16 protein-coding genes, 1 tRNA gene and 3 pseudogenes are annotated in these 18,529 nt (G+C 67.6%); 9 read left to right on the forward strand and 11 right to left on the reverse strand.

The window, feature by feature from the left end:
- Positions 1-48: 48 nt before the first annotated feature.
- Complete coding sequence (locus JWP83_RS17245; RefSeq protein ID WP_297732267.1) at positions 49-393, forward strand: DUF742 domain-containing protein; 345 nt, start codon at positions 49-51, stop codon at positions 391-393.
- A 130-nt stretch (positions 394-523) separates the two neighbouring features.
- A pseudogene (locus JWP83_RS17250) lies at positions 524-715 on the forward strand (site-specific integrase); the annotation flags it as partial.
- Between the two features lie 43 nt (positions 716-758).
- Here JWP83_RS17250 and JWP83_RS17255 read toward each other — a convergent pair.
- The 4 genes from JWP83_RS17255 to JWP83_RS17270 form a co-directional block, all read right to left on the reverse strand.
- Positions 759-832, reverse strand: a tRNA-Ile gene (locus JWP83_RS17255).
- A gap of 50 nt (positions 833-882) precedes the next feature.
- Entirely contained in the window at positions 883-1,710 is an 828-nt protein-coding gene (locus tag JWP83_RS17260; protein ID WP_297732237.1) for a carboxymuconolactone decarboxylase family protein, read from the reverse strand.
- 40 nt (positions 1,711-1,750) lie between these two features.
- Entirely contained in the window at positions 1,751-3,124 is a 1,374-nt protein-coding gene (locus tag JWP83_RS17265) for a TldD/PmbA family protein (RefSeq protein ID WP_297732239.1), read from the reverse strand.
- Positions 3,121-4,638, reverse strand: coding sequence for a TldD/PmbA family protein (locus JWP83_RS17270; protein WP_297732241.1), 1,518 nt, complete (start codon positions 4,636-4,638; stop codon positions 3,121-3,123). The genes JWP83_RS17265 and JWP83_RS17270 overlap by 4 nt, the downstream gene beginning before the upstream one ends.
- A 59-nt stretch (positions 4,639-4,697) precedes the next feature.
- Between JWP83_RS17270 and JWP83_RS17275 the strand changes: the two genes are divergently transcribed.
- The 4 genes from JWP83_RS17275 (at position 4,698) to JWP83_RS17290 (ending at position 8,853) form a co-directional block, all read left to right on the forward strand.
- A complete protein-coding gene (locus tag JWP83_RS17275) occupies positions 4,698-5,582 on the forward strand; it encodes a carbohydrate ABC transporter permease (protein ID WP_297732243.1) in 885 nt (294 codons plus the stop codon).
- On the forward strand, positions 5,569-6,393 hold the full coding sequence (locus JWP83_RS17280; RefSeq protein WP_297732245.1) for a carbohydrate ABC transporter permease: 825 nt from the start codon (positions 5,569-5,571) through the stop codon (positions 6,391-6,393). The genes JWP83_RS17275 and JWP83_RS17280 overlap by 14 nt, the downstream gene beginning before the upstream one ends.
- A 13-nt stretch (positions 6,394-6,406) precedes the next feature.
- Positions 6,407-7,744 carry a sugar ABC transporter substrate-binding protein gene (locus JWP83_RS17285; RefSeq protein WP_297732247.1) on the forward strand — a complete coding sequence of 446 codons (1,338 nt, stop codon included), beginning with the start codon at positions 6,407-6,409 and terminating at the stop codon, positions 7,742-7,744.
- A gap of 143 nt (positions 7,745-7,887) precedes the next feature.
- Positions 7,888-8,853, forward strand: coding sequence for an SPFH domain-containing protein (locus JWP83_RS17290; protein ID WP_297732249.1), 966 nt, complete (start codon positions 7,888-7,890; stop codon positions 8,851-8,853).
- Positions 8,854-8,955: 102 nt separating this feature from the next.
- On the opposite strand, the gene JWP83_RS17295 is transcribed toward JWP83_RS17290, so the two are convergent.
- From JWP83_RS17295 to ddaH, 4 genes are read right to left on the reverse strand one after another with little or no spacing between them, the layout of a single operon-like run.
- Complete coding sequence (locus JWP83_RS17295) at positions 8,956-9,831, reverse strand: universal stress protein (protein ID WP_297732252.1); 876 nt, start codon at positions 9,829-9,831, stop codon at positions 8,956-8,958.
- On the reverse strand, positions 9,828-11,285 hold the full coding sequence (locus tag JWP83_RS17300) for an amino acid permease (protein WP_297732254.1): 1,458 nt from the start codon (positions 11,283-11,285) through the stop codon (positions 9,828-9,830). Before JWP83_RS17300 ends, JWP83_RS17295 begins: the two co-directional genes overlap by 4 nt.
- Positions 11,286-11,315: 30 nt before the next feature.
- The gene (gene rocD, locus JWP83_RS17305; RefSeq protein WP_297732257.1) at positions 11,316-12,551 is read right to left on the reverse strand and encodes an ornithine--oxo-acid transaminase; all 1,236 of its coding nucleotides are present in this window, start codon (positions 12,549-12,551) and stop codon (positions 11,316-11,318) included.
- Positions 12,548-13,417, reverse strand: coding sequence for a dimethylargininase (gene ddaH, locus JWP83_RS17310; RefSeq protein ID WP_297732259.1), 870 nt, complete (start codon positions 13,415-13,417; stop codon positions 12,548-12,550). Before ddaH ends, rocD begins: the two co-directional genes overlap by 4 nt.
- Positions 13,418-13,538: 121 nt before the next feature.
- Between ddaH and JWP83_RS17315 the strand changes: the two genes are divergently transcribed.
- Positions 13,539-13,985 carry an Lrp/AsnC family transcriptional regulator gene (locus tag JWP83_RS17315; protein WP_297732261.1) on the forward strand — a complete coding sequence of 149 codons (447 nt, stop codon included), beginning with the start codon at positions 13,539-13,541 and terminating at the stop codon, positions 13,983-13,985.
- An 83-nt stretch (positions 13,986-14,068) separates the two neighbouring features.
- Here the strand turns inward: JWP83_RS17315 and JWP83_RS31285 are convergent.
- The 3 genes and pseudogenes from JWP83_RS31285 to JWP83_RS17325 all read right to left on the reverse strand — a co-directional run.
- Positions 14,069-14,161 (reverse strand): annotated as a pseudogene (locus tag JWP83_RS31285) (SRPBCC family protein); the annotation flags it as partial.
- A gap of 2 nt (positions 14,162-14,163) precedes the next feature.
- Positions 14,164-15,015 carry an energy-coupling factor transporter transmembrane protein EcfT gene (locus tag JWP83_RS17320; protein ID WP_297732263.1) on the reverse strand — a complete coding sequence of 284 codons (852 nt, stop codon included), beginning with the start codon at positions 15,013-15,015 and terminating at the stop codon, positions 14,164-14,166.
- Positions 15,012-17,081 carry an ATP-binding cassette domain-containing protein gene (locus JWP83_RS17325; RefSeq protein ID WP_297732265.1) on the reverse strand — a complete coding sequence of 690 codons (2,070 nt, stop codon included), beginning with the start codon at positions 17,079-17,081 and terminating at the stop codon, positions 15,012-15,014. Before JWP83_RS17325 ends, JWP83_RS17320 begins: the two co-directional genes overlap by 4 nt.
- Positions 17,082-17,265: 184 nt before the next feature.
- Between JWP83_RS17325 and JWP83_RS17330 the strand changes: the two genes are divergently transcribed.
- Both JWP83_RS17330 and JWP83_RS17335 read left to right on the forward strand, forming a co-directional pair.
- The gene (locus JWP83_RS17330) at positions 17,266-17,697 is read left to right on the forward strand and encodes a MarR family transcriptional regulator (protein ID WP_297732269.1); all 432 of its coding nucleotides are present in this window, start codon (positions 17,266-17,268) and stop codon (positions 17,695-17,697) included.
- A 124-nt stretch (positions 17,698-17,821) separates the two neighbouring features.
- Positions 17,822-18,529 (forward strand): annotated as a pseudogene (locus tag JWP83_RS17335) (ABC transporter ATP-binding protein); the annotation flags it as partial.

Raw genomic sequence — 18,529 nt, forward strand, 5'->3', positions numbered from 1 at the left:
AAGCGCGAACCGATCGGAGACTGGTTCTCAGAACCGGAAAACGCGTACGTGCCGAGGCTGGTCCGGCCATACGCGCTGACGAGAGGCCGTACCTACTCTGGTGTCGAACTGGCACTCGAGGCTCCGGTCGAAGCGCTCAACACCACAGCGAAGCCGCCGCGCTGGCCGAGAAACGATGTGCGGGGCCAGGTCCTGACGTTGTGCGTGAATAGCCCCTCCGTCGCAGAGATCGCCGCTCGTCTGTCCTTGCCGCTCGGCGTGACGCGGGTCCTAGTCGGCGACCTAGTGAAACAGGGCTATTTGCGGGTGCACGCCACCCTCGATGACTCGATGACAATCGACGAACGACGTGAACTGACAAGAAGGACCCTGCAAGGCCTACGAGCACTCTGAGCGGCGGGGCGCCGGCCCCGACGAAGATCGTCATCTCCCCTGGCTTGAGCCTTGCGCGGCGAATTCCATTGGGTCGACGAACTTGGTCTTAAGAATCGGTGGATGTGTGCACGCCGACTCGACGGTCGCACTGACCACTCACAGCTTCCGCAAGCCCGTCGCCACTCTCATCGACGATGAAGGCCTGTCAGCCGGGATCGGCGCCGATCATCTCGGGCACAGTCGCGTCAGCATGACCCAGGACCGCAACATGACTCGCGGCCGCATTCACACCCAGGTGGCCGACCTGCTGGGTCGCACGGTCCGCATCAACGATGAATAACCGATGACGTCAAAAATATGATCTTGAAAAACAACCTCTGAAGTGGGGCGGGCGGGACTCGAACCCGCGACCAACGGATTATGAGTCCGCGGCTCTAACCAACTGAGCTACCGCCCCTAATGCGCACCTATGGTGCCACGACACCCCAACCAAGCCCCACGCCACCGTCAGCTGAACACCGTCTGACCATCGGTGTCGAGCAGGTAGCGTTCGGTGCCCTGCTCGACTCGCGGGGCGTCGGCGCCCAGCGATACAGCAATTTTATTGCTGGCGTTGCGCATGACGTCGAAGGTGAGCTCCACGGCCTCCGCCTCGGAGAACCGGGAGCGCACCTCGGCGACATCGTCGGCGACGAGGTGCGCAGGGGTCCAAATTAACCCATCTGTGTAGCGCAGCGCTGCTTTAGCGCGCTGGGTCAACACCGGCGAGTCCTCATAACGCTCGATGTCGGCGTACAGCTCCTCCGTGCCGCCGGCCTCCAGTGCCGTGCCCTCACGCAACGACTTGCACAGGCGGCAGTTGTGCTGCGCGGCGCCCCGCAGCCGGACCAGCTCGGAGGTGACCGGGTCCAGCGTGCGCATCCGGGCCACGTCGGGCAGGAACTCGTTGAACACCAAATCCGACGGCTCGGTGACGCGATCCCAGGTGATCGGGCCGTTCACCCACCGGAGGCAACCCGCGCCGACGCCCAGCGCCTCCAGCCCGGCCCGCACCCGCGGAACGAAGTCGGCGATGTACATCTGCACCACGACATCAAACGTGCGGTCCCCCAACTGTTTCCACAATCGCGAGCGTTGCTCGGCGGTGATCGCCGAGACATCGGCGCTGAACTGCTCGGCGAACTCGGCCACGACGGCCTCGGCCTCCGATGCGGGCTCGCCAACGTCGACGCAGGCGGGCAAGGGCGGCAACGACAACGTCTGCGCACACACTCGCCGGACCAGGGCCGTGATGCGTCCGTCGCCCGGGGTTAACGCCACCAATTGCGTCAGCATTTATCACACGCTAGGACGCGCTCAGCTGCAAGGCAATCAGCTATTGCGCCTGGCTCACCGACGACATGTAGAAGTCAGGTATCCGCAGCGACGGCATGGCCGCCCGGGTGGCCCAGTCACCCCATTCGCGCGGCAGGGTTTTCTCGCTCACGCCGGCCTCGGTGGCCCGCCGCAGCAGGTCCAGCGGGCTCTCGTTGAAGCGGAAGTTGTTGACCGCCGCGGTCACCTCGCCGTCCTCGACGAGGTAGACGCCGTCGCGGGTCAGTCCGGTCAACAGCAGCGTGGTGGGGTCGACCTCGCGGATGTACCACAGGGTGGTGAGCAGCAGGCCACGCTCGGTGGCTGCGATCATGTCGGCGGGCTCGGCGGACCCGCCGGTCATCACCAGGTTGTCGGCGGCGACCGCGACCTTGGCACCGAACTTGGCGGCCGTGGCCCGCGGGTAGGCCAGCGCATTGATCACCCCGTTGCGGATCCAGTCCACCTGGGCGATCTCCATGCCGTTGTCGAACACCGACACCGTCTCGGAGGAGTAGCTGACCGCGACGAACGGTGTGCACGCCAGGCCCGGCGCCATCGGGTCGGAGAACAGCGTCAGCGGCAAATCGGTCAGCCGCTCCCCCACCCGTGTCCCGCCGCCGGGCGCCGAAAGCGCGGTGCGGCCCTCCTGCGCGCCACGGCCGGACATCGACCAGGCCAGGTAGATCATCATGTCGGCCACCGTCGACGGCGGCATGATCGTCTCGTAACGGCCCGCGGGTAGCTCGACGCTGCGCTCGGCCCAGCCCAGCCTCGTCGACAACTGCTCGAGCAGCGAATCCGTAGGCACGTCAGCGAAGTCGGCGGCGCCGATGCCCGCCCAGGCGCTGGCGTCGCCGCGTTTGGCGTTGATCTCCACCGCGCCGTTGGGCTGGCTGTAGCGCCGGCGCAGGCCGGTCGATGACGCGAGGAATGTCGTCGAAACGCTGTGGTGGGCAAAGCCGTACAACCGGTCGGCGCCGCGGAAGCCCCGGCTCAGCGAGTCGGCGACGTCGGCGAACACCAGGGGTCCGGTGCCGGGCACCGGCGCGTCCCAGTCGGCGGGCTCCCCGTTATCCGCAAGCAGCGGCGCGGCATCACCGGCCTCCGGCGCCGAGCGGGCCGCCTCCTGGGAGGCCGCCACCAAACCGGGAATCACCCGCGGATCCACCTCGGCGGAGACCATCGTGCCGATGTGCGCGCTGTCCCCTTGCCACACAACGGAAATCACGGTGATGCTGCGGCTGAGTGAAACCCCGTTGGTGGTCATGGAATTGCCCGCCCAGCGCAGAGTCGCCTCGACCTTGTCGGTGACCAGCACCATGGTCTCGCTGGCGCCGCCGAGCTTGGCCGCCTCTTCCAGGACGATGTTGACGACGTGCTGCGGGGTGATCATCGGCCGCCCTCGTTGACCGTGTTGAGCACGTTGACGCCCCTGAACAGCGCCGAGGGACAGCCGTGGCTGACCGGGGCGACCTGTCCGGGCTGGGCCTTGCCGCAGTTGAACGCACCGCCCAGCCGCCAGGTCGACGGGCCGCCGACGGCTTCCATGGAGTTCCAGAAATCGGTGGTGGTGGCCTGGTAGGCGACATCGCGCAACTGGCCGTCCAGCCGGCCGTCGCGGATGCGAAAGAACCGCTGCCCGGTGAACTGAAAGTTGTAGCGCTGCATGTCGATCGACCACGACTTGTCGCCGACGATGTAGATGCCGTCCTCGACGCGGCCGATCAAATCCGCGGTACTGATCTCCTCGGGGGCCGGCTGCAGCGACACGTTGGCCATCCGCTGTATCGGCACGTGATGCGGCGAATCGGCATACGAGCATCCATTGGAACGCGGCTGCCCCAGCCGCCGCGCGAACACCCGGTCGAGCTGGTAGCCGACGAATATCCCGTCGCGCACCAGATCCCAGCTTTGCGCGGCCACGCCCTCGTCGTCGAAGCCGATGCTGGCCAAGCCGAATTCGAGGGTGCGGTCGGCGGTCACGTTCATCACCGGCGAGCCATAGCGCATGGTGCCGAGCTTGTCGGGGGTGGCAAACGACGTCCCCGCGTAGGCGGCCTCGTAGCCGATCGCGCGGTCGTATTCGGTTGCGTGGCCGATTGATTCGTGAATGGTCAGCCATAGGTTGGTCGGGTCGATCACCAGGTCCTTGCGCCCCGCGGTCACGCTGGGCGCTTTGATCTTCTCGGCCAGCAGCGAGGGCAGCTGCGCGAGCTCGTCGGTCCAGTTCCACACGTCGTTGCCCGCCAGCGCTTCCCAGCCGCGCCCCATCGGCGGGGCCAGCGTGCGCATCGCGTCGAAACTGCCCGCCGCGGCGTCGACGGTCACCGCCTCCAGCGACGGCAGCACCCGCACCCGTTGCTGGGTGATCGACGATCCGAAGCTGTCGGCGTAGAACGTCTGCTCCTTGACGGCGGTCAGGCCCGCCGATACATGGTCGATGCCGTCGGCGCCCAGCAGGCGCCCGGAGTACTCCTCCAGCACGGCGATCTTGTCGGGGCCGGGGATCTCGAACGGATCGATCCGGTAGTTCGACACCCAGGTGGCGTCGGGGTAGACAGGCTCTTCAGCGAGCTCGACGCGCTCGGAATTGAGCACCGCCAGCGTGGTGGCCACCTGCACGGCGCGCCGTGCGGTCTCGGCCGCGACGGCGGGCGCCAACTGCGCGTGCGAGGCGAATCCCCAGGTGCCGTTGACGATCACCCGCACCGCCAGGCCGACCTCGCGGCTGACCACGGCGGTCTCCAGCTCGCCGTCGCGCAGCTGGATGATCTCGCTGCTGAGGCGGTGAAGCCGCAGGTCGGCGTGGCTGGCCCCGGCCGCTTTGGCCGCCGACAACGCGGCTTCGGCAAGCTCGTGGCGCGGCAGGTCCAGGAAGTCGGCATCGATTCCCCGGGTCGGTGTCACCGCTCCACCGTAACGACCGCTCGCGACCAACGACGGCGGCGCCCGCTTTAATTACCTGCATGGCCAGCGCCGTACTGAGGAAACAGCGTCGATCCACCGCGCTGGGCTACGCACTGCTCGCACCCAGCCTGTTCGGTGTGCTCGCCTTCCTGTTGCTGCCCATCCTCGTCGTGATCTGGCTCAGCCTGTGCCGGTGGGACCTGCTGGGTCCGCTGCGCTATGTGGGCCTGGCCAACTGGCGGTCGGTGCTCGCCGACTCCGGCTTCGCCAACTCGCTGGTTGTTACCGCCGTCTTCGTGGCGATCGTGGTTCCCGCGCAGACGATCCTCGGGCTGCTGGCCGCGTCAATGCTGGCCCGCCGTCTTCGGGGCACCGGGCTGTTTCGCACCGTCTACGTGCTGCCGTGGGTCTGCGCGCCGCTGGCGATCGCGGTGCTGTGGCGCTGGATCCTGGCCCCCACCGACGGCGCCGTCAGCACCGTACTGGGACATAGCATCGGATGGCTCTCCGACCCGAGTTTCGCGCTGCCGCTGGTGTCGGCCGTCGTGGTGTGGACGAACGTCGGATACGTCTCGCTGTCGTTCGTGGCGGGCCTGCTGGCCATCCCCGACGACATCTATGCCGCCGCGCGCACCGATGGCGCCAACGCGCGGCAACGGTTCTGGCGCATCACGCTGCCCATGCTGCGCCCGACGATGTTTTTTGTCCTGGTGACCGGGATCGTCAGCGCCGCACAGGTTTTCGATACGGTGTATGCCCTGACCGGCGGGGGGCCGGCCGGCAGCACCGACCTGGTGGCCCACCGCATCTACGCCGAGGCCTTCGGCTCGGCGGCGATCGGGCGGGCATCGGTGATGGCGGTGGTGCTGTTCGTCATCCTGATCGGGGTCACCGTTGTCCAGCATCTCTACTTCCGGCGGCGGATCAGTTATGACCTCGTCTAGCCGCCTTGCCAATGGGTTCATCTATGCCGGGCTGATGCTGGGCGCGCTGATCACGTTGGCGCCATTCGCACTTGGATTGTTGACCTCGTTCACGTCGGCGCACCAGTTCGCCACGGGAACGCCGCTGCAATGGCCGCGGCCGCCGACGCTTGCCAACTATGCCGATCTGGCCGGGGCCGGGTTCGGACGCGCGACGGCGGTGACCGCACTGATGACGGCTGTGATTCTGGTGGGTCAGCTCACGTTTTCGGTACTGGCCGGATACGCGTTCGCGCGCTTGCGGTTTCCCGGGCGCGACGCGCTGTTTTGGGTCTACATCGCCACGCTGATGGTGCCCGGGACAGTCACGGTGGTCCCGATGTATCTGATGATGGCACAGCTGGGCCTGCGCAACACGTTCTGGGCGTTGGTGCTGCCGTTCATGTTCGGCTCGCCGTACGCGATCTTCCTGCTGCGCGAGCACTTTCGCATCATCCCGAACGACTTGATCAACGCCGCGCGCCTCGACGGGGCCAGCACCTTGGACGTGATCGTGCACGTGGTGATCCCGTCCAGCCGTCCGGTGCTGGCCGCGTTGACGCTGATCACGGTGGTGTCGCAATGGAACAACTTCATGTGGCCGTTGGTGATCACCAGCGGGCACAAGTGGCGGGTGCTCACCGTGGCGACGGCCGATCTGCAGTCGCGGTTCAACTCCCAGTGGACGTTGGTAATGGCGGCGACGACGCTCGCGATCGTTCCACTGATCACGCTGTTCGTGGGATTCCAACGCCACATCGTCGCCTCGATCGTGGTGTCGGGGCTCAAATGAGCGGGCGCACGCCGTGACCCGGCCTCGGTTTTCCACACTGGTCGCCGGGTCGCTGGTACTTGTGGCGGTGCTATTGGCCGCCATGGCGGTGCTGTTGGACTATTCCGCCGAGCCCCACGGCGGCAAGATCGTCATCAAGGTGCGGTTGTGGGCCGATCAGATCTCCGCCGCGTATCAGCAGTCGTTCGACGCATTCAACCGCGCGCACCGCGGAATCGAGGTCCGCACCAACATCGTTGCGTATTCCACGTACTTCAACACGCTGCGCACCGACGTCGCGGGCGGCAGCGCCGACGACATCTTCTGGCTGTCCAACGCATACCTCGCCGCCTACGCCGACGGCGGCCGGTTGCTGGACGTCGGCAAGATGCTGGGCCCGGGTGCCGTCGCCGACTGGGAGCCGGCGGTGGTGGACCAGTTCACCCGCCGCGGCGTGCTGTGGGGTGTGCCGCAGTTGACCGATGGCGGGATTGCGCTGTACTACAACGCGGACCTGCTCGGGGCGGCCGGAATCGATCCCGCCCAACTCAACAGCCTGCGGTGGAGCCCCGATGGCGGCGACACGTTGCGCCCGCTGCTGTCCCGGCTGACACTCGACGCCGACGGAACCGCCGCGGGCACAGCGCATTTCGACGCGGGACGGGTCCGCCAATGGGGCTACAACGCGGCCAACGATCCCCAGGGTATCTACCTGAACTACATCGGCTCGGCGGGCGGCGAATTCCAGCGCGGCGACGAATTCGCGTTCGACAATCCCGCGGCGGTGGACGCCTTCCGCTATCTGGTCGGTCTGATCAACGACGACCACGTCGCGCCGCCCGCCTCCGACACCAACGACAACGGTGACTTTTCCCGCAATCAGTTCTTGGCCGGCAGGATGGCGCTATTCCAGTCCGGCACCTACAACCTGGAACCGGTGGCCCGCGATGCGCGCTTCCACTGGGGAGTGGCCATGATGCCGGCGGGTCCCGCGGGCCGGGTGAGCGTCACCAACGGCATTGCCGCAGCGGGCAATTCGGCGACCAAGCATCCGGATGCGGTGCGCCAGGTCCTGGCCTGGATGGGCAGCCGGGAGGGCAACGCTTACCTGGGCCTCAACGGTGCCGCCATTCCCGCGGTGCTGTCGGCTCAGCCGGTTTACTTTGACCACTGGGCCGCCGAAGGCATAGACGTCAGACCGTTCTTCTCCGTGCTGAATGGTCCCCGAATTGCCGCCCCGGGCGGCGCCGGCTTCGCCGCGGGGTACACGGCCCTGCAAAGCTATTTCGACGAAATGTTCTTGGGTCGAGGCGATGTCGCCGTGACCCTGAAGAAGGCTCAAGCGGCGGCGAACGCCGCCGCTCAGCGTTAGCCTCCAGTCCCGCAAAAGCGTTCACAGGTCCGTCGCCGGGCGGTACGCTGACCCGACCTGCATAAAGGGGTGCGACATGACGCTTTCGACGCAGTTGATCGGCACTCCGTTCTTTCATCCCCCCTTCAAGGGAAGGAATGTCCATGCCCGGGTGGTGGATTGTTGCGATCCTGTTCTTCCTGGTGGCGGTCGTGGTTCTCATCGCGAGCGTGTTCCTCGATCAGCGGAACCGGTCGACGTGGTGGGGCATCACCGTGGCCGCAGTGTTGTTCGGCGTGATCTTCACGCTCATCAGTGCCTATGACCGGGTGGACACCCGCAACGTCGGCATCATCACCGAGTTCGGCAAGCCGGTGGGTGTCCACGGCGCCGGGATCGTGTGGCATGCGCCGTGGCGCAAGGTCAGTGAACTGTCGGAGGCGATCCAGTTACAGGCGTTCGAGTCGAACAGCTACGACGACGCCAGCCAGGGCAGGGGCACCAGCAACAACCCGGCGGCGATCAATGTGCGGCTGGCCAACAACTCCAACGCCTACGTGGATGAGAACCTGAACTGGCGACTGCGGGAGGGTGCGGCCCCGAAGCTGTTCCAGGATTACGGCGGCGCCAACGTGTTCCAGACCATTAAGGAACAGTTGGTGGATCGGCAGGCCCAGGTGGCGTTGTCGAAGGTCTTCGCGACGTTCAACCCACAGGTCATGCTGGCGGCCGCGGCGAATGCGCCGGGCGCGCAAGCGCAGGTACCCTCGCCGGCCCAGGGCGCGGACTTGCCGGCGATGGCCGCGCAGGTCAAAAAGGATCTGCAGGACGCGGTGGGCTCCGAGATCGAGATCCTCGATGTGCGGATTCCGCGGATCTTCTACGACCAGCCGACCCAGCAGCGCATTGACGCCTACAACCAGAAGGTTCAGGAAACGATCAACGCCCAGCAGGACGTCAAGACCGCGGAGCAGAACCGGTTGGCCGCCGAGCAGCGCGCCAACCAGCCCCCGCCGGACCTGCGGATCGCGATCTTCAACTGTTTGACCGATCAGGTGAAGAACGGGCGCGACCCCGCCGGCTGCTGGGGCCAGATCGGTGGCCAGCCGCTGGTGCAAGTGCCACGTTAATGTTGTGAGCCGAGTCTCCGTCGAGATCGACACTGGCGCGAAGAAGTGCGAGTGAACTGCACGCTAGCGTCGATTTCGGCGTGCAAGGACGCGCAATCCGCGCTAGCCGGGCAGCACCAAGACCGGAACCGGGCTCTCGCGGATGATCTTGGCGCTGCGGGAACCGAGGAACACCCTGCGGATTTCGTCGCGCGGCCGGGTCCCCAACGCCAGGATCTCGCCGTCTCGCCAGTCCGCCTTTTCCAGCGCCTCGCTCCAGTCATGGCCGGTAACCACTTCCAGCGCAACGTCTTCGCCGACCACCCCGTCGGTCTTCAGGCTCGCCAGGATTTCTTGCGCTTGCGACGCCCACGCCTCGATGACCTGGTCCTCGACGTCCAGTCCCACTTCGGGTGGATACATCGTCTTGCCCCGGACGGCGAAGGTCATGACCCGCAGCGGCACTCCGAATCGCTGCGCGGTCTCGGAACACCGCCGCACCACCTCAATCGAGTCCGGCGTGGCGGCGTAGGCACAGGTGAGTCGCGTCAATTTGCCTGTGTGCGGGCGGTATCCACGGGGGCTGATGGCCACCGGCACGGGCGACGCGTGCAGCAGCCAGTTGGCGGTCGTTCCAATCACGACTCCCCCGCCAGCGCTGGGCAGCGACCCCAGCACCAGGACCTCGCCGCCCACTTCCTCGACCACCTCGATCAATCCACCCGACACCGAGCGGTGCTCGCGATGCAGGTAAGCGACGTCGATCCCGTGGCACAGATCGTGAAGGAACCGCGCGGCCTCCGTCGCCGAGTCCGCCGCCAGATGGTCCGCCCACTGCTCGTACTCGGCGTCGACGCGGGCGAGCGACGGTATCAGCCAGGGCTTGGGCACGATGGTCGCGACGGCGAGCGACGTCCCGAGCGTTCGCGCGACGCAGACGGCCAGGTGCAGCCCCGACAGGCCCACTTCGCCCGCCCGGTAACCGGCGACCACGGTCACAGCGTTTCCTGCGTTTCCCCGCGTTGGTCTTGGGTGTCGTTGAGCGCGCTGTGGTGGCGACCCCACACGAAGTAGAAGATCAACGCCACCGAGACCCATCCGGAGAACGCGATCCAGGTGTACCAATGGAGGCTGAAGAGGATGTAGCCGCACGCCAGCACCGAAAGTGCCGGCGTGACAGGGTAACCCGGCACCTTGAACGCCCGCGGCAGGTCGGGTTGGCGCACTCGCAGAATGATCACACCGACGGAGACGACGATGAACGCCGTCAGGGTGCCGATGGACACCATGTCCGCCAGCTTGTCGAGGGGCACGAAGGCCGCCAGGGTCCCCGCCGCCGTCGCGACGATCGCCGTGTTGCTCACCGGGGTCATGGTCCGCGAATTCACCGTGGCGAACCGCGACGGAAGCAGCCCGTCACGGCCCATGGCGAACAGGATGCGGGTCTGGCCGTACATGGTGACAAGCGTGACGGAGAAGATGGAGATCACGGCGCCGGCCGCCAAAATCGTGCTGGCCCACCTGCCGTGCGTGACGTTGTCGAGGATCGTGGCGAGGCCCGCCTCTTGCTGGGCGGCGAAGTCCCGCCACGGCTGGGTGCCGAGCGCGGCCAGCGCGACGAGGAGGTACACGGTGCTGACGATCACCAGCGCCGCTATTATTGCGCGCGGCATGGTCTTCTGCGGATCCTTCACCTCGTCGCCCGCCGTCGACACCGCATCAAGGCCGATGTACGAGAAGAAGATGGTGCCGGCCGCCGAGCCGATCCCGGCGACGCCGAACGGGGCGAAGTCCCTGAGCCGGTCGGCGTCGAAGGCGGTGAACGCCAGGATCGCGAACATGACCAGCACCCCGAGCTTGGTCAGCACCATGATGGCGTTGACCCTGGCCGATTCGCTGGCACCCCGGATCAGCAGCAGCGCGCACATGACGATCAGGAGGATCGCCGGCACGTTCACATAGCCCGGTTGCGAGTCCCATGGCGCCGCCGACAAGACATGCGGCAGTTGGAATCCGAACAGATTGCTCAGCAGCTTGTTGAGGTAGCCGCTCCAGGTGACCGAAACCGCGGCCGTGGACACGCCGTATTCCAGCAGCAGGCATGCCGCCACGCCCATCGCGACCACCTCGCCCAGCGTGGTGTACGCATAGGAGTACGACGACCCCGAAACCGGCACCGCCGAGGCCAATTCGGCGTAGCAGATGGCCGCGAGCCCGGCCGCGATGCCGGCGACGAGAAACGAGACGATCACGCCGGGACCGGCTTCGGGCACAGCCTGAGACATGACGAAGAAGATGCCGGTGCCGACCGTGGAGCCGACCCCGAACATGGTGAGCTGGAAGGTGCCGATGCTGCGCTTGAGGTGGTCCGCGGCCCCGCGCGCGGCGTGTGCGCCGACGACCGGACGACGCCGCAGCATCTGCTCCGTCAGGCTGATCGAGGTGGATGGCAAGTACGCCCCCCTGTTGCGTGGATCAGCTGATTATGCGCGTGCCTCTCGCAACGCCGCAGCGAACTGGTCGATCGCCCAGTCGATCTCCTGCACGGTAATCACCAGCGGCGGCGCGAACCGCAGCGTCGAACCGTGGGTGTCCTTCACCAGCACGCCGCGACGGACCAGCCGCATGCTCATTTCCTTGCCGGTGCCCAATGCGGGTTCAATGTCGACGCCGGCCCACAGCCCGAGGCCGCGCACCGCCACCACACCGTCGCCGATCAGCTCCAGCAGACGACGGTGCAGGTGCGCGCCCAATTCAACCGACCGGGCCTGGAATTCGCCGCGCCCCAGCATGGAGACGACCGTGGCGCCGATCGCCGCCGCCAGCGGGTTGCCGCCGCACGTCGAGCCGTGTTCGCCGGGCCGCAGCACGCCGAGGATCTCGCGGTCCGCGACCACCGCAGACAAGGGGACCACGCCGCCGCCCAGCGCCTTGCCGAGAAGGTAGACGTCCGGCACGACGCCCCACCGGTCGCAGGCGAACGTGTAGCCGGTGCGGGCCAGCCCCGACTGGATCTCGTCGGCGATCATCAGCACGTTGTGCTCGCTGCACAGGGCGCGGACGGTGGGCAGGTAGTGGTCGGGCGGGACGACGATGCCCGCCTCGCCCTGGATCGGCTCCAGCAGCACCGCCACCGTGTCGTCGTCGATCGCCCGGGCCAGCGCCGCGGCGTCGCCGAACGGCACCGAGCGGAATCCCGGGGTGAACGGGCCGAACCCGTCGCGCGCCATCGGGTCCGACGAGAAGCTGACGATGGTGATCGTGCGGCCATGGAAGTTATTGTCCGCCACGATGATATTGGCCCTGCCCGCGGCCACGCCCTTGATGTCGGCGCCCCATTTGCGGGCGACCTTGAGGCCGCTCTCCACGGCTTCGGCGCCCGAGTTCATCGGCAACACCATGTCCTTGCCACACAACCCGGCGAGCGCGGCACAGAACGGCCCGAGCGTGTCGGAATGGAATGCGCGGCTCACCAGCGTGACGGTGTCCAGTTGCGCGTGGGCGGTCTCGGTGATCTCGGGGTTGCGATGACCGAAGTTGACCGCCGAGTAGGCGGCCAGGAAATCCAGGTAGCGACGGCCGTCGACATCGGTGATCCATGCGCCCTCGGCGCTTGCCGCGACCACGGGCAGCGGCGAATAGTTGTGCGCCGCATGCCTTTCGACCAGATCGATGGCCGCGTCGGTTCCGTGGCCAATCCGGGCGTCGAGGATCGTCATGGGAAGACCTCCAATGTGCAGCACTTGACGGAACCGCCGCCCTTGAGCAGCTCGGACAGATCCACGCCGACCGGGTCGAAGCCCGCTTCACGCAGCTGTGCGGCGAAACCGGTTGCGGCCGAGGGGAGCACAACGCGCAGGCCGTCGGAGACGACGTTGAGCCCGAGCACATAGGCGTCGGCGCTTCCCACCACGAGCGCGTCGGGAAAAAGTGCGTGCAGTTGGTCCCGCGCCGCCGCGCTGAACGCCGGCGGATAAAACGCGATCGTGTGATCGTCGAGTACGGCCAGCGCGGTGTCGAGATGATAAAAGCGCGGGTCCACCAGCTCCAGCGAGACGACCGGAATGCTCAGCGCCGCGGCGATTTCCGGGTGCGCGCGCCGGTCGGTGCGAAATCCGTAGCCGGCCAACACCATATCGTCGACCATCAGCAGATCACCCTGTCCCTCGTTGACGTGACGAGTGGCCACGGGCCGGTAGCCGAGCGATGACATCCATTTGGAGTAGGCCCGGGACTCGCCCGCCCGCTCGGCGAACCGAAACCTGGCGACGATGGCGATGCCGTGGGCGATGAACCCGCCGTTGGCGGCGTAGACCATGTCCGGAAGCCCGGGCACGGGCTCGATCAAGTCCACGTGGTGGCCCAGCCCCAGGTACGCCTGGCGCAGGGCCTCCCACTGCGCCCGGGCGACGTCGACGTCGACGGGTATGCCGACGTCCATCCAGGGATTGATCGCGTACTCCACGGCGAAGAAGTCCGGCGGGGTCATCGCGTACCGGCGCGTCCGGGCCGCGCGAATGGGCTTGGCGGGCCGGGCCTCCTGCCATGCCGCAGCCGCGGGTGCGGCGACGTATGAATCCGTCATAGATCAACGGTATTTGCGCTGCCTCAGACAAGCAAACGACGTTTCTTGCGTGTCTGCAGACTATTTATTGCGCTATATTCGACAATACGGCGATTTGTTGTCCCAGAGACGAGGAGCGGCCATGGACCGCCTGGATGACACGGACGAGCGCATCCTCGCGGAGCTGACCCAGCACGCGCGGGCCACCTTCGCCGAAATCGGGCAGACGGTGAATCTGTCGGCGCCGGCGGTGAAGCGCCGCGTCGACCGGATGCTCGACAACGGCGTGATCAAGGGCTTCACCACCGTCGTCGACCGCAACGCGCTCGGCTGGAACACCGAGGCCTACGTGCAGGTGTTCTGCAACGGCACGATCGCGCCCGACCAACTGCGGGCGGCCTGGGTGAAGATGCCCGAGGTGGTCAGCGCGGCGACCGTGACCGGCACCTCGGATGCGATCCTGCACGTGCTGGCCCGCGACATGCGGCACCTGGAGGCGGCCCTGGAGCGCATCCGCTCGAGCGCGCACATCGAACGCAGCGAAAGCATCGTGGTGCTGTCGAACCTGATCGACCGGATGCGGACGTAGCGGTTCGCGAGCGTAACGCCACTGCGAAATCCGTGCCGTTTTCTCGCCGTGCCGTTACGCTCGCGAAGTTGCCCACCGAGTCAGACCCACGAACTGATCGAGCCGAAGTCCGCGAGGACGTCCCAGATCTGTTGGGGGCCGGCCGCGACGCTGCGGCTGCGGCGAATGTCGGCCACGCCTAGGGCATCGTGTGGAGGATCGTCTCGAGCACCACCGCGAGGCCACTGGTCGCGATGGTGATCACGATCGTCACCCAGTCCGCCAGCTTCGGCCGCACCGGATTGGCCGAGAGCTGACCGGTGCCCCCGCGAGCGGTGATCGCGTCGCCCATCTCGTCGGCGCGTCGCAGAGTCACGGTGATGGCGGCGGCCAGCAGGTCGATGAGCTCCAAGGCGTGCCGCCGTCGACGGGCCTTTCGGCTGCGCGGTATGCGTTTGGGCCGTAGCCGGCGGGCGGCGTAGAGCACCTGGAATTCGTCGATCAGCATCGGGAAGGCGCGCAGGGCCAGCGCCAAAGCTACCGCCCATTCATCCACCGGAATCCGCAGCAGCTTCAGCGGTCGGCCCAAAGTGGCCAGTGCGGGCCCTATTTCGGCGACGTTGGTGGTCCACGACACCATCGCCCCCAGCGCGAGCAGCACGATTGACAGAGCGGTGAACCGGAGGAATTGCAAGCCTCCCCCGAGTCCGACCTCGAGCCCGGCTATCGAGACCTTCGGGCTGCCGCCGCCCAGCACGGCCGTGATGCCGCCCAGGGCCATGACGATCCACAGCCACCGCGGCACCGACGGCACCGCACCGCGCGGGATGCGGGCGATCCTGACCGCCGCCAACACCAGCGCCGCCACCAACCCGATCGTCATCCAGCCCGGGTAAAACGTCAGCAACAGCGAAACGGCGAAGACGACCAGCAGTTTGGTGCCCGCCCACAGGTCGTGGATGGGCGAGGTTCCGGGCACGGGAACGAGCAGTACGACCGGGCGAGAGGTGCGGCGGGTCGAGCCGCGCGATGGGGCGGAGGTTGCGGTCACGCCATGCCCCCCGCCGCGGCCGGCGACGTTTCCAGTGGTTCGAGCGTGCCGTTGCGCAGGTGCAGGGTGCGCGGGCACAAGTCGTCCAGCCCGACGAAGTCATGCGAAATGACCACCACCGTCAGGCCCCGCTCTCGGCGCAGGCCCTCCAGGAGTTGCAGCAGGCCGCGCTGGCTCGCCGCGTCCAACCCGGCCAGCGGCTCGTCGAGGATCAGGGCGCGCGGCGAACACGCCAGGAGTCCGGCCAGCACGACCCGGCGCATCTGACCGCCGCTGAGCTGGTCGATCCGCCGCTTGGCGAGGGTGGGATCCAGCCCCACGGTGTTCAGCGCCGCGGCGACGCGGTCCTCCTCGCGGGGCGAAAAGCCCGCTGCTGATGCCACTTCCAGGTCGACGCGGGGGCGCATCAGCTGCAGCCTCGCCGCCTGGAACGACAGCGCGACCGCGCCCACCTGCTCGTGGGTGGGGAGGCCGTCCAGGGTGCAGGCGCCGCTCGTCGGAATCGTCAGTCCGGCCATGATCCACGCCAGCGTCGACTTGCCCGAGCCGTTGCCGCCGTGGATGAGCACCCCGTCTCCCTGCTCCACCGTGAAGCTGACGTCGCGCAGCGCGGTCTTGGCCCATGGGGTGCCGCTGCCGTATTCGTGGCCGACCCCGAGGAGTTCGATCACCGGCGCCTGCGAGCTGTGATTGACCGCGGTGGTTCCAGTGGTTCCGGACGGCGCGACCGCGGTCTCGACCATACCGGCGTTGTCCGGCGAATCGCTGAGATCGATTGTGCGCTCGGCGGAATCGGCCTCGTTGTTGTAATGCGTGATGTGCACCAGTGCGGTCCGGTGGCGTTTGGTCAGGCCGGACAGCACGCCGAGCAGGGCTTCCCTGCCCTGCTGATCGACCATGGTGGTGACCTCGTCGGCGATGAGCAGCGCCGGCTCCCGGGCCAGCGCCGCTGCGAGGGCGAGGCGCTGCAATTCGCCCCCCGACAGGCTTCCGGTCTCCCGTTCGGCGAGCCCGTCGAGGCCGACCTCACTCAGCAACCGGTGCACATCGATCCTGGTGGCGGGCGGCAGGCCCCAGACCACGTCGTCGGCTACCCGGGTGCCCAGCACCTGGCTTTCGGGGTGTTGAAGGACCAGGGCTGTGCCGCCCAGCTTGCCGAGGCCCACCGCGCCCGGACGGTCCACGGTGCCCGACGTCGGCGGGCGCCCGGCGAGTATCAGCATCAGCGTGGTCTTCCCCGAGCCGTTGGCGCCGGTGACCGCGACGTGCTCGCCAGCCTCGAGGTTCAGGCTGAGCTCGCGCAGCGCGTCCTGGCCGGTGCCGGGGTAACGGAAACGCACCTTGTCCAACCGCACCGGTACCGGCCCGAGGGCGCCTGGCTCGCCCTCACTTCCGTCCCACGCCTCGTCCAACATGTGCACATCGGGGATACGGCGCATCCGCTCCAGCAGGCGGGACAACGCCCACCAGCCAATCAATGACACGACCATGATCCCGACGACGTAATAGGCCAGGATCAGCAACTGCCAGTAGTGCACGCCTACAGCGAAATACCGGTTCAGGTCGCCGGCGACGCCCTGCATGTGCACCCGGGTCAGGAAGGCGGCGACTCCGTTCACGTTCGCCCTTATGACGTCGAAGATCAGGTGCCGCAGCCGGGTCATCACGGTCAGCGCGCCGACGTTCGCGGCGCCCAAGGCGAGGCCGGCGATGAGGGACGAGACGATCACCGTGGGTACGCCCCGGCGCTTCCGCTTGATGATTCCGGTCAGACCGCCGATGTAGACGCAGTGGACGACGGTCATCAAACCGCCCAGCCCGGCGATCAGGAAGGCGATCATGCCGGCCGCGACCGTCGCGGCCATCAGCACGCGGAGCCGGTAACGGTAGGCCAGCAGCCCGGTGGGCACGGTGCCCAGCAGGGCCAGCCCCGCCGCGAACGGGACGACCACCGAGAGAATGGCGATGACTGCGCAAAGTGCTCCCATGACGGAGGCCTGCGCCAATTCGACCGGTCGCAGCGGTCCGCCCCGATGGCGTGAGCGGGATGGTCGGGGGATGGTCACCTCACCGATTCTGCCAGGCCGCAGCAGCAAGTCCCCGCGCCACACCACGCACGCTGGCTTTTTGGGCGCCGGGGTGTGGCGTTCGTCTCACTTAGCAAAGCTATGCAACCATAGATGTATGAACGCACCCGCCGCCAACCACAGCGATGTCGTTGACGCCGCAAACACCGAGCCCCAGGCCGGCCTGGGAGCCGACTTACTCGCCGTGGTCGCCCGGCTCAACCGGCTGGCCACCCAGCGCATCCAGATGCCCTTGCCCGCGGCACAGGCCAGGCTGCTGGCCACCATCGAAGCCCATGGAGAGGCCCGAATCGGCGACCTGGCCGGCGTCGATCACTGTTCCCAGCCGACGATGACAACCCAGGTGCGGCGGCTCGAGGACGCCGGCCTGGTGACGCGGACCGTCGATCCCGGCGACGCCCGGGCGGTCCGGATCCGCATCACGGACGACGGGATACGCACGCTCAACGCGGTCCGGGCCGACCGGGCGGCCGCGATCGAACCGCAGTTGGCCCTGCTCGAGCCGGCGGACCGCGGGGTGCTGACGGAGGCGGTCGAGGTCCTGCGGCGGCTTCTCGAGAACGCCGCGACATCACCGCGGCGCCATACCCTGTGATGGCACCCGTGCCCGGTGGATGGACCGCCGCCGGCGGGTAGACACTGGAATCAATGTCTGAACGCGGAATCGATGCCCGTCGGCGCGACCAGTTCGGACTGACCGGTGACGAAAGGTGGCGGTGATGCGGCCCGACGCTTCCGCCTTCCCGGCCCCCCCGTTGACCGTATGGGTCGGACCGATGAGGTACGTCTTCGCTCCCGGCCGCGACGTGCTGGTGGGCTACGGCCGAGGGATCGACGTCCCGCTGGGGCCACCGGGCAACGCCGCGGCGCCCCACCCCGATATGGTGCTGCGGTTCACCGGTAGCCACTGGGTGGCCATCGAGACAAGCCCGCGCGGGATGTTCGTCAACGGCTGGCGGGTGTCGACGGTCGACATCCACTCGGGTCAGGCGATCATGATCGGCGATCCGCAACGAGGCCCGCGGCTGGTTTTCCATATCGGCCCCCCCGCCGGCCCGCCGGGGCCGCCTCCGCCTCCCGGTCCACCGCATCGCCCCGCCTATCCCCCGCCCCCGCCAGCCCCGCAATTCCGGCAGCCCCCTGCACCACCGCGTCCCACGCAACCGCCGGCTCCCGTTACCGAACACCGCCCGGACGACCCCGACTTGCGGGCCCCGATGGAGCGCGCGACCCAGCGGATGCGGATCCCAGCACCCCAACCGCCCGCGGCCGAGCCGCCCGGCCCACCCGCCCCGTTGGGACCGCCGGCGCCACCGCCAATCCCGCCATCCCCACCCGCGGCCGAGCCGCCCCGCCAACCGGCCCCGTTGGGACCGCCGGCGCCGCCGCCGATCCCGCCATCCCCACCCGCGGCGCCGCCCGCCGCG

The sequence above is a fragment of the Mycobacterium sp. genome, from assembly GCF_025965855.1.
Taxonomy (GTDB): Bacteria; Actinomycetota; Actinomycetes; order Mycobacteriales; family Mycobacteriaceae; genus Mycobacterium.

Excerpts from the sequence above, each read along its gene's own strand:
- JWP83_RS17275 (WP_297732243.1), top strand. The coding sequence starts at position 4,698 with ATGGCCAGCGCCGTACTGAGGAAACAGCGTCGATCCACCGCGCTGGGC.
- JWP83_RS17315 (WP_297732261.1), top strand. The coding sequence starts at position 13,539 with ATGGACCGCCTGGATGACACGGACGAGCGCATCCTCGCGGAGCTGACC.
- JWP83_RS17260 (WP_297732237.1), bottom strand. The coding sequence starts at position 1,710 with ATGCTGACGCAATTGGTGGCGTTAACCCCGGGCGACGGACGCATCACG.
- JWP83_RS17290 (WP_297732249.1), top strand. The coding sequence starts at position 7,888 with ATGCCCGGGTGGTGGATTGTTGCGATCCTGTTCTTCCTGGTGGCGGTC.
- ddaH (WP_297732259.1), bottom strand. The coding sequence starts at position 13,417 with ATGACGGATTCATACGTCGCCGCACCCGCGGCTGCGGCATGGCAGGAG.
- JWP83_RS17265 (WP_297732239.1), bottom strand. The coding sequence starts at position 3,124 with ATGATCACCCCGCAGCACGTCGTCAACATCGTCCTGGAAGAGGCGGCC.
- rocD (WP_297732257.1), bottom strand. The coding sequence starts at position 12,551 with ATGACGATCCTCGACGCCCGGATTGGCCACGGAACCGACGCGGCCATC.
- JWP83_RS17280 (WP_297732245.1), top strand. The coding sequence starts at position 5,569 with ATGACCTCGTCTAGCCGCCTTGCCAATGGGTTCATCTATGCCGGGCTG.